This window comes from Actinocrinis sp. (genome assembly GCF_035650855.1).
Taxonomy (GTDB): Bacteria; Actinomycetota; Actinomycetes; order Streptomycetales; family Catenulisporaceae; genus Actinocrinis.
Genome location: NZ_DASRGV010000401.1, coordinates 1 through 9,975 on the forward strand (window position 1 = coordinate 1; position 9,975 = coordinate 9,975).

Consider the following 9,975-nt stretch of genomic DNA (forward strand, 5'->3'; position numbering starts at 1 on the left):
GGTTGATCGACGCGTCGGTCTGGATGGCGTTGTAGGTCACCGTGGTGGTCGAGCCGAGGCCGCGCCAGCCGAAGCCGGGGAAGCCGCCGCCGTTGTCCGTGGACTCGGTGATCGACACCTTGCGGTTGAGCGCGGAGACGATGCCGCTGGTGACGGTGTTCTGCAGCTGGTCCGGCGAGCCGATGGCGATGGTCTCGTCGCCGACCTGGACCTTCGCGGAGTCGGCGAAGGTCACCGGGGTCAGCCCGGAAACGCCCTCGGCCTGTATCACCGCGATGTCGTCGGCGGCGAGGTACCCGATCACCTTGGCGCTGTAGGTCTTGCCGTTGTAGAGGGTGACGCTCAGCTGGCCGCCGTTGGCGACGTAGTCGGCGATCACGTGGTTGTTGGTGACGATCTTCCCATCGGACGAGATAACCATTCCGGAGCCGACTCCGGAGGCCGAGGCGGTGGTCTCGTTGACCTGCACCACGCTCGGCAGGACCGCGGCGGCCACCTTGCCCACCGTGGTGGTCGCGCTCGAGGTGGTCGCGCCGGTGATGGAGGTGACCACGGCGGCCGAGCTGCTGTGGCTGGAGCCGAAGTACGCTCCGGCGACCCCGCCGACCGCGGCGGAGGCGATGACGAACGCGGCGACCACGCCGAGGCCGAACCTCATCGGCGAGCGGCGGCGCGGCTCGGCCGCATGGCCGGCTCCGGGCGGCGAACCGGGAACGGGGCCGAAGGGGCCGATCGGGGCGGTGGGCTCCGGGTGGCCGTACGGCGGGGCGGATGTCTGGGCGGCTGTTGCGTGGGTGGCTGTCTGGCCGGGGCCGCTCCAGGCGTACTCGCCTTCGCGGGCCCTGAGGGGGCTCTCGCCGACCGGACGCGGAGCGGTCCACTGCGGCTGGGGCTGCTGCGGCGCCTGCGGGTACGAGGACGCCTGGCGGTACTGCTGGGCGGTGTGCGGGTCGTGCTGCGTCTCGGTCATGCCTCGACAGTGCCCGCGTTCCTTGAAAGACGTCTGAGACTAGGGTCAGACCATCTCAAGAATGCCGCCCGGATTTCTGAGCCCGGGCCGAGCCCGCGCCGCGCTCGCCGCGTCGCGGCGCCGAGATCCAACCGCCGAGCGCACGGACTCAACCGTCCGGCGCACGATATCCACAGTTCCGGGAAACCCGCCGGGCGAGCCGCCGCCCAGGAGTGATCGTCACCGTAGTATCAGCCCCGACAGGCAGGGCGTTTCGGGGTGACGTCCGTGTCCGGTCCGGTTCAGCCGGATCCGGCGCGGGTAGACGGCCCCGGCGGGCTGGCGGGCCGAAAGGGCGGTATGCGTCGATGGACAGCTTGATCGAGAGCGGCGATCTGAGCGGGCGTGACCAAGCCCGCGGCAGCGCACCGGAGCCGGCGCGCGGGACCGGGCCGGACTTGGCCGCGCTGATCCGCGCACGCACCGGCGAGGGCCACGACCTGCAGGCGCGGATGCTCAACCCGCAGCTGCCGCGGATGCTGCACGCCATCGGTTTCGACCGGACCTACGTGCGCGCGCAGGGCGCCTACTTCTATGACGAGCAGGGCAACGACTACCTCGACTTCCTCTCCGGCTTCGGCGTGTTCGCGGCCGGCCGCAACCACCCCGCGATCCGCGCCGCGCTGCACCAGGTGCTCGACGCGGAGCTGGCCGACCTGGTGCAGTTCGACTCGCCGCTGTTGGCCGGCCTGCTGGCGGAGAAGCTGCTGGCGTACGCGCCGCACCTGGACCGGGTGTACTTCGGCAACAGCGGCACCGAGGCGGTCGAGGCCGCGCTCAAGTTCGCCCGCTACGCCACCGGCCGCAGCCGCATCCTCTACGTCGACCACGCCTTCCACGGCCTGACCACCGGCTCGCTCTCGGTCAACGGCGCAGAGGAGTTCCGCCGCGGCTTCGACCCGCTGCTGCCGGACACCCCGCTGCCGCTCGGCGATCTGGACGCGCTAGAGCGGGAGCTGGCCCGCGGCGACGTGGCCGCGCTGCTGCTCGAGCCGATCCAGGGCAAGGGCGTGAACATCCCGCCGCCCGGTTATCTGAAGGCCGCTCAGGAACGGCTGCGGGCCCACGGCGCGCTGCTGATCTGCGACGAGGTGCAGACCGGTGTCGGGCGCACCGGAAAGTTCTTCGCGTACGAACACGAGGAGGGCGTCGAGCCGGACATCGTGACCGTGGCCAAGGCGCTGTCCGGCGGCTTCGTCCCGGTCGGCGCGACCCTGGCGAAGGGCTGGATCTTCGAGAAGGTCTACTCCTCGATGGACAGGGTGCTGGTGCACGACTCGACCTTCGGCTCCAACGCGATGGCGATGGCCGCGGGCCTGGCCGCGCTGCAGGTGGTCGAGGACGAGCAGCTGGTGGCGAACGCGGCGCGGATCGGCGAGCTGCTCAAGTCCCGGCTGGCCGAGCGGATGGAGCGCTACGAGCTGCTGTCCGACGTGCGCGGGCGCGGGCTGATGGTCGGGTTCGAATTCGGCAAGCCCTCCTCGCTCAAGCTCAAGGCCGGGTGGAACACCCTGCAGGCGGCCAGGCACGGCCTGTTCGCGCAGATGGTGGTGGTCCCGCTGTTCCAGCGGCACCGCATCCTGACCCAAGTGGCCGGCGACCACATGGACGTCATCAAGCTGCTGCCGCCGCTTAACATCACCGAGGTGGAGGTGGACCGCTTCATCGAGGCCTTCGACGACGTGATGCGGGACGCCCACCGGGGCACCGGCCTGATGTGGGACTTCGGCCGCACCCTGGTCAAGCAGGCGATGCAGCGGCGGTGAGCGAGGAGACGAGGGCGGCGGACGGCGACGAGGCAGTCGAGGCCCGGGCCGCGGCGAATGAGACGGTGCTCGAGGGCGGCGCTGCGGCGCCGGCCCGGGCGGGCGTGCCCGAGGACGCCGCTTCGGCCGAACCTGCGGCCGCGGCGGCGCCGGAGGTCACGCGGGACGACCCATCGGCGCAGGCGGCTGAGCTCGCCGAAGCCGCTGACGCTACTGAAACCACGGCAACGGTGCCCGACGAGGTGGTCAGCCCGGACCGCGCGGTGATCGCGGCCAAGGAGGAGGCCGAGAACTTTCCGGTCGCGCTGCGCTTCCTGCCCCGGGAGATCCGCGCCGACCTGGCCGCGTTCTACACCTTCGCGCGGTACGTGGACGACCTCGGCGACGAGTACGCCGGCGACCGGATAGCCGCACTCAAGGATGTGGACACGGACCTGGACCGGCTGGCCTCCGGCGCCACGCCGAGCCTGGAGCCGGTGCGCGGGCTGCTGCGGATGACCGGCGACGGCCGCGTGCCCATCGAGCCCTTCCACGACCTTGTCGCCGCGAATCTGATGGACCAGCACAAGCTGCGGTACGCCACGTTCGCGGAGCTGGTGCACTACTGCAAGCTGTCGGCCAACCCGGTCGGCCGCGTGGTGCTGTACCTGGCCGGACAGGCCACCGAGCAGAACATCGCCGACTCCGACGCGGTGTGCACCGGCCTTCAGGTCATCGAGCACCTGCAGGACGTGGCCGAGGACTACCGGGCCGGGCGCATTTACCTGCCCCGGGAGGATCTGACCGCGTTCGGGGTGACCGAGGGCGCCCTCGCCGGGCAGCACGCCGACGAGGACGTCAAAGCCCTGTTGCGCTGGGAGTCAGGCCGGGCCGCGGTGATGCTCAGCCGGGGCGTGCCGCTGACCCGGCGGCTGCGCGGCTGGGCCAAGCCCGCGGTGATCGGCTACGTGGCCGGCGGCCGGGCGACCCTCGCCGCACTACGCCACGCCGACTACGACGTACTGGCCGCCACGCCCAAGCCCACCACCGGCGCGACATTGCGCGCGGCGGCCGGTGTGCTTCTGGGCCGACGACGCTGAACCCGGATTAGGTTGATCACGTGCAGACCAGCGATGAGAACCGGCCCCCGGCGGCCGCAGCCCACCAGCCCCAGCAACGCGCCGATGTCGCCGCCGCGGATTCATCCGCGGCGGCGGCGCAGGATTCGCGGCGAGAGGCGGCCGCGCCGAGTGGCGCGGATCCTACAGCCGCCCCGGAGCCGCGGATGAATCCGCGGCATCTCGATGTGACTGCAGCTTACGCGGAATGCGAGCGCATCGTCGGCGTGGAGGCGCGCAACTTCTCCTACGGCATCAGGCTCCTGCCGCGCCCGAAGCGCCAGGCCCTGTCCGCCGTCTATGCGTTCGCGCGCCGGGTGGACGACATCGGAGACGGCGACCTGCCCATCGCCGAGAAGACGGTCGCGCTCGACCGCGCGCGCAAGCAGGCCGCCGCGCCGGGCGACTTCCCGGACGATCCGGTGCTCTTGGCTCTGGCCGACGCGGCCGCACGCTATCCGCTGGACCTCGGCGCGTTCGGCGAGCTGATCGACGGCTGCGAGATGGACCAGCGCGGCACGGTGTACCGCACCTGGGACGACCTCGCCGTGTACTGCCGCTGCGTCGCAGGCTCGATCGGCCGACTCTCGCTCGGCGTGTTCGATCCGCCGTCGCTGCGCACCGAGCCCTCGGTACCCAACGCCCTCGCCGACACCCTCGGGCTGGCGCTCCAGCTCACCAACATCCTGCGTGACCTGCGCGAGGATCTGACGAACGGTCGGATCTACCTGCCGCAGGAGGATCTCTCGGCGCACGGCTGCAAGCTCGTGCTCAACGCGGACGGGAATCTCGACCCGCAGGGCGGAAAGCTGGTCGGGCTGATCCGGGCGGAGGCGGACCGCGCCGAGAAGCTGTACGCCGAGGGCCTGGGTCTGCTGCCGCTGCTCGACCGGCGCTCGCGGGCCTGCTGCGGTGCGCTGTCCGGGATCTATCACGCGCTGCTGCGCCGCATCGCGGCCGAGCCGGAGGCCGTGTTGTCCACGCGGGTCTCGGTGCCGACCCCGCAGAAGCTGACCGTGGCGCTCGGCGCCCTGCTGCTCCCGGCGCCGCGCTCATGAACGCGGGCCCGACCGGGACCGGTCAGCGCGCCGTCGTCGTCGGCGGCGGGCTGGCCGGGATCACCACCGCGCTGGTGCTGGCCGAGCGCGGCTGGAGCGTGACGCTGGTCGAGGCGCGCCCCAGGCTCGGCGGCCGGGCGACCTCGTACCGGCGCGGCGAGCTGACCGTGGACAACGGCCAGCACGTCTTCCTGCGCTGCTGCACCGCCTATCGCGGGCTGCTCGACCGGCTCGGCGCCGGGCCGGAGACCGGTCTGACGCACCTTCAGGACCGGCTCGACATCCCGCTGAAGTCGGCGGCCGACGCGAGCACCGCGCGGCTGCGGCGTACCGCACTGCCCGCTCCGCTGCATTTGGCGGTCGCGCTCGGCGGCTACGGGCTGCTGCCGCTGCGGGACCGCGCCAAGCTCGGCGGACCGGCGTTCGCGCTGCGGCGCACCGATCCGGCGAGCCTCGACGTGGACGAGCAGGGCTTCGGGCACTTCCTGCGCGAGAAGGGCCAGTCGCAGGCCGCGATCGACCGGCTGTGGTCGGTCATCTCGACCGCGACGCTGAACATCGCCCCTGACGACGCCTCACTCGCGTTGGCGGCGAAGGTGTTCCGCACCGGGCTGCTGGAGACCAACGACGGCGCGGACCTGGGCTACGCGATGGTCCCGCTCGGCCGGATCCACGACGAACTGGCCCGCAAGGCGCTGGACGCGGCGGGAGTGACCGTACTCGACTCGACCAAGGCCGAGCCGCTCACTGACAGCTCCGCCGCCCGATCGGTCACCGTCGCCGACCGGTCCGGCGAGCGCACCGAACTGGCCGCGGACGCGGTGGTGCTGGCCGTACCGCACGACGCGGCCGCCACGCTGCTGCCCACGCCGCATCACCCGACCGCGTTCGGGAAGCTCGGCCACAGCCCGATCCTCAACATCCACCTGCGCTACGACCGGCCGGTGCTCGACGGACCGTTCCTGGCCGCCGTGGACACCCCGGCCCAGTGGATCTTCGACCGCACCGCGGCCAGCGGCCTCGACGGACCGCCCGGGCGCTACCTCGCGGTCACCGTCTCGGCGGCCGACGCCCTGTCCGAGACCCCCACCCGCGAGCTGGCCACCCTGTTCGAGGCCGAGCTGGCGCGGCTGCTGCCCAAGGCGAAGGACGCACGGCTGGAGGAGGTGTTCGTGACCCGGGAGCAGCACGCGACGTTCCGTCAGGAGCGCGGTTCGGCGCCGCTGCGGCCGGGCCCGGCGACCGGTATGCCAGGGGTTTACCTTGCGGGCGCGTGGACCGCCACCGGCTGGCCGGACACCATGGAAAGTGCGGTGCGCAGCGGAATCAATGCTGCAAGACTGGTAGTTGATCACACGACGGGAGAGGGCTGATGCAGCGACAGGCACCGGATATTCTCGCCGCGATGAAAGCACTCGTCGACCCCGTGCTGCAGCGGCACGTCGACGGTTTGCACCCGCTCATGCGTGAGATCTCCCGCTTCCACTTCGGCTGGGACACCGCCGGGGGCTCGGGCAAGTCGCTGCGCCCGGCCCTGGCCGTGCTCGGCGCCCGGGCGGCAGGCGCCGCCGGGGACGAGCCGGAGGTGCTGGACGCGGCCTGCGCGGTCGAGCTGATCCACAACTTCTCCCTGCTGCACGACGACATCATGGACGAGGACCGCACCCGGCATCACCGGCCGACCGCGTGGACCGTCTACGGCGTCAACCAGTCGCTGCTGGCCGGCTGCGCGCTGCACACGCTGGCCTTCGAGGTGCTGGCCCGGCGCGGCGCGGTGGCGGCCCAGGAGGCGCTGACCGCGTCGGTGCAGGTGCTGATCGCCGGGCAGTCGGACGACCTGTACCTGGCGGACCGTCAGGACGCCACCCTCGATCAGTGCATCGAGATGGAGGCCGGGAAGACCGCCTCGCTGCTGTCCGCCTCCGCCTCGCTCGGCGCGATCGCCTGGTACGGCGCGCGCGGGGAACTCATCGAGGGCTCCGACGCGGCGGCGCGTACCGCGCTGCTGGCCGAGTACGGGCACCACGTCGGCATGGCCTTCCAGCTGGTCGACGACATGCTCGGGATCTGGGGCGACGAAGGGCGCACCGGCAAGCCGGTGGCCGCGGACCTGCGGGCCCGCAAGCGCTCCGCGCCAGTCGTCGCCGCGCTCACCTCCGGCACCCGGGAGGGCGAGCGGCTGGCCACGCTGCTGGCCACGCCGGGCGAGCTTCCGGAGGAGGACGTGGCGCTGGCCGCCAAGCTCGTCGAGGAGTCCGGCGGCCGCGCCTGGTGCCGGGAACGCGCCGACCTGCACACCAACGAGGCGCTCGCCCGGCTCGACCGCTTGGCGGCGCGGCCGGAGACCTTCGGCGATCTCACCGAGGTGACCAGGTTTCTGCTGCGGCGGGAGTGGTAGGGGCGGGCACGAGGAGGACCTGGAGATGACGGCAATCGCGGATCGGCCCAGCGCCAGACGATCCGGGCCGGCGGGAGCCGAGCCCGGAGCGGTGGCGGCGGTGCGCCGCGCCACCGAGCGGGCCCGCGGGCACCTGCTCGGCCTGCAGGACCCGGCCGGCTGGTGGAAGGGCGAGCTGGCGACCAACGTCACCATGGACGCCGAGGACCTGCTGCTGCGCGAGTTCCTCGGCATTCGGCAGGCGGCCGAGAGCTGGGCCGCGGCCCGGTGGATCCGCTCGCAGCAGCGGGAGGACGGCACCTGGGGCACGTTCCACGGCGGTCCACCGGAGCTGTCCACGACCGTGGAGGCGTACGTCGCACTCAAGCTGTGCGGCGACGCCCCCGACGCGCCGCACATGAAGCTCGCGGCGGACTGGATCGTCGCGAACGGCGGCGTGGAGCGCGCGCGGGTGTTCACCCGGATCTGGCTGGCGCTGTTCGGCCTGTGGGACTGGGAGCGGCTGCCGGTGATGCCGCCGGAGCTGGTCTACCTGCCGCCGCAGGTGCCGCTGAACATCTACGACTGGGCCTGCTGGGCGCGGCAGACCGTGGTGCCGCTCACCGTGGTCTCACACTTCCGGCCCAGCCGCCCGCTGGCTTTCGGGATCGACGAGCTGCGCACCGGCGCCGACGATCCGCCGCTCTCCCCCGCGCTGTCCACCGCGGGCTTCTTCCAGCGGGCCGACAAGCTGCTGCACCGCTATGAGCGGCTGCGGTTCAAGCCGATGCGCAAGGCCGCGCTCAAGCGGGCGGTCGAGTGGATCGTCGCGCGGCAGGAGGCCGACGGCTGCTGGGGCGGCATCCAGCCGCCGTGGGTGTACTCGATCATGGCGCTGCACCTGATGGGCTTTTCGCTCGACCACCCGGTCATCCGGGCCGGGCTCGACGGGCTCGAGGACTTCCTGGTCTGGGAGGAGACGCCGCAGGGCCCGGTGCGCCGGCTCGAGGCGTGCCAGTCCCCGGTGTGGGACACGGCGCTGGCGCTGGTAGCGCTGACCGACGCGGGCGTCGCCGGGGACGACCCGGCCGTCGTCAGAGCCGCCGACTGGCTGCTGAACGAGGAGATCACGGTGCGCGGCGACTGGGCCGTGCGCCGCCCCGACCTCGCCCCCGGCGGCTGGGCCTTCGAGTTCCAGAACGACGGCTACCCGGACACCGACGACACCGCCGAGGTTGTCATCGCGCTGCACCGCGCTTCGCGGCGCGGCGCGGCCCGCGACGAGGACGCCGAGCCGGTGGAGCCGGCGCGCCTGGCCGCGCTGGACGGCGCGATCGAGCGCGGCGTGCAGTGGATGGCCGGGATGCAGTGCAAGGACGGAGGCTGGGGCGCGTTCGACGCGGACAACACCCGGTACCTGATCAACAAGCTGCCCTTTTGCGACTTCGGCGCGGTGATCGACCCGCCCTCGGCGGACGTGACCGCGCACATCGTGGAGGCGATGGCGATCCGGGGCCGGGCGCACGACCCGCGCGCGCTGCGCGGGGTGCGCTGGCTGCTTGACCACCAGGAGAAGGACGGGTCCTGGTTCGGCCGCTGGGGCGCGAACCACGTCTACGGCACCGGCGCCGTGGTGCCGGCGCTGGTCGAGGCGGGCGTCGCGAAGGACCACCCGGCGGTCCGCCGGGCCGCCGCCTGGCTGATCGAGCATCAGAACGCCGACGGCGGCTGGGGCGAGGACCTGCGCTCCTACGTCGATCCTTCGTGGATCGGCCGGGGCGAGTCCACCGCGTCGCAGACCGCCTGGGCCCTGCTCGCGCTGCTGGCCGCGCAGGAACCCGGAGAGCACCCGCGGGCCCGAGCCGTGCGCGAAGCGGCCGACCGGGGCGTCGCGTACCTGGCCGAGACCCAGCGCGCCGACGGGACCTGGAACGAGGACCTGTTCACCGGCACCGGCTTCCCCGGCGACTTCTACATCAACTACCACCTGTACCGGCTTGTCTTCCCGCTGACCGCGCTCGGCCGATACCTGGCCGACCGTCTCGTGGAGTCCCCGTGAACGCCGCATCAGACCAGACCGAGCGCCCGCCGAAGCTCACCATCGCGGCCGCGCTCGCCATCGAGGCCCGCGCCCTTGAGCGCGGCCTGACCGGAACCCGCGACGCCGGAGTCGTGCGGGTCGGCCAGCGCGCCCGCAACGCCGTGCGCGTGCTGCCCCGCGACGACGACGCCCTGGTGGTCGCCGGGGTGGCCGGCGGCGTGGCGCCGCACGTGCGGGCCGGAGACATCGTGGTGGCCAGCGAGGTGCGCGGCCCGGAGGGCTCGGTCGTGCGCAGCCCGGCCGCTCCGTTGCTGGCCGCCGCCATCAGGTCGCTGGGCCTTGAGTCCGCCGGACCGGGCTCGGCCCCGGTGCGGGTGCACCTGGGCCCGGTCGCGACCACGGACCGGCTGGCCCTCGGCTCGCGCCGGCGGATGCTGGCCGGCGAGGGCGTGTTCGCCGTGGACATGGAGTCCTCCTGGCTGGGCACCCTGGCCAACCGGCCGTTCGCGGTGGTCCGGGTGATCGTGGACGACGCGGAGACCAGCCTGTACCACCCGGCCACCGTGCCCAGGGGCCGGGCCGCGATCAACCTGCTGACGAAGCTGGTGCCGGCCCTGGAGCGGTGGA

At 72.7% G+C, this 9,975-nt stretch carries 8 protein-coding genes; 7 read left to right on the forward strand and 1 reads right to left on the reverse strand.

Annotated elements, in window-relative coordinates:
• Positions 1-970: S1C family serine protease (locus VFB40_RS28360; protein ID WP_324856121.1), on the reverse strand; the 970-nt coding region annotated here is incomplete at its 3' end.
• Between the two features lie 347 nt (positions 971-1,317).
• Here VFB40_RS28360 and VFB40_RS28365 point away from each other — a divergent pair.
• The 7 genes from VFB40_RS28365 to VFB40_RS28395 all read left to right on the forward strand — a co-directional run.
• Positions 1,318-2,775: an aspartate aminotransferase family protein gene (locus tag VFB40_RS28365; protein WP_324856123.1), complete on the forward strand. Its 1,458-nt coding sequence runs from the start codon at positions 1,318-1,320 to the stop codon at positions 2,773-2,775.
• A complete protein-coding gene (gene hpnC, locus VFB40_RS28370; protein WP_324856124.1) occupies positions 2,772-3,854 on the forward strand; it encodes a squalene synthase HpnC in 1,083 nt (360 codons plus the stop codon). The genes VFB40_RS28365 and hpnC overlap by 4 nt, the downstream gene beginning before the upstream one ends.
• Before the next feature lie 185 nt (positions 3,855-4,039).
• Entirely contained in the window at positions 4,040-4,930 is an 891-nt protein-coding gene (locus VFB40_RS28375; RefSeq protein WP_414642165.1) for a squalene/phytoene synthase family protein, read from the forward strand.
• A complete protein-coding gene (gene hpnE, locus VFB40_RS28380) occupies positions 4,927-6,303 on the forward strand; it encodes a hydroxysqualene dehydroxylase HpnE (protein WP_324856127.1) in 1,377 nt (458 codons plus the stop codon). Before VFB40_RS28375 ends, hpnE begins: the two co-directional genes overlap by 4 nt.
• 32 nt (positions 6,304-6,335) lie before the next feature.
• The gene (locus tag VFB40_RS28385) at positions 6,336-7,328 is read left to right on the forward strand and encodes a polyprenyl synthetase family protein (RefSeq protein ID WP_324856129.1); all 993 of its coding nucleotides are present in this window, start codon (positions 6,336-6,338) and stop codon (positions 7,326-7,328) included.
• Between the two features lie 25 nt (positions 7,329-7,353).
• Complete coding sequence (gene shc, locus VFB40_RS28390) at positions 7,354-9,366, forward strand: squalene--hopene cyclase (RefSeq protein WP_324856131.1); 2,013 nt, start codon at positions 7,354-7,356, stop codon at positions 9,364-9,366.
• A partial coding sequence (locus tag VFB40_RS28395) for a phosphorylase family protein (RefSeq protein WP_527249217.1) occupies positions 9,363-9,975 on the forward strand: 613 nt, incomplete at its 3' end. The genes shc and VFB40_RS28395, both read left to right, overlap by 4 nt.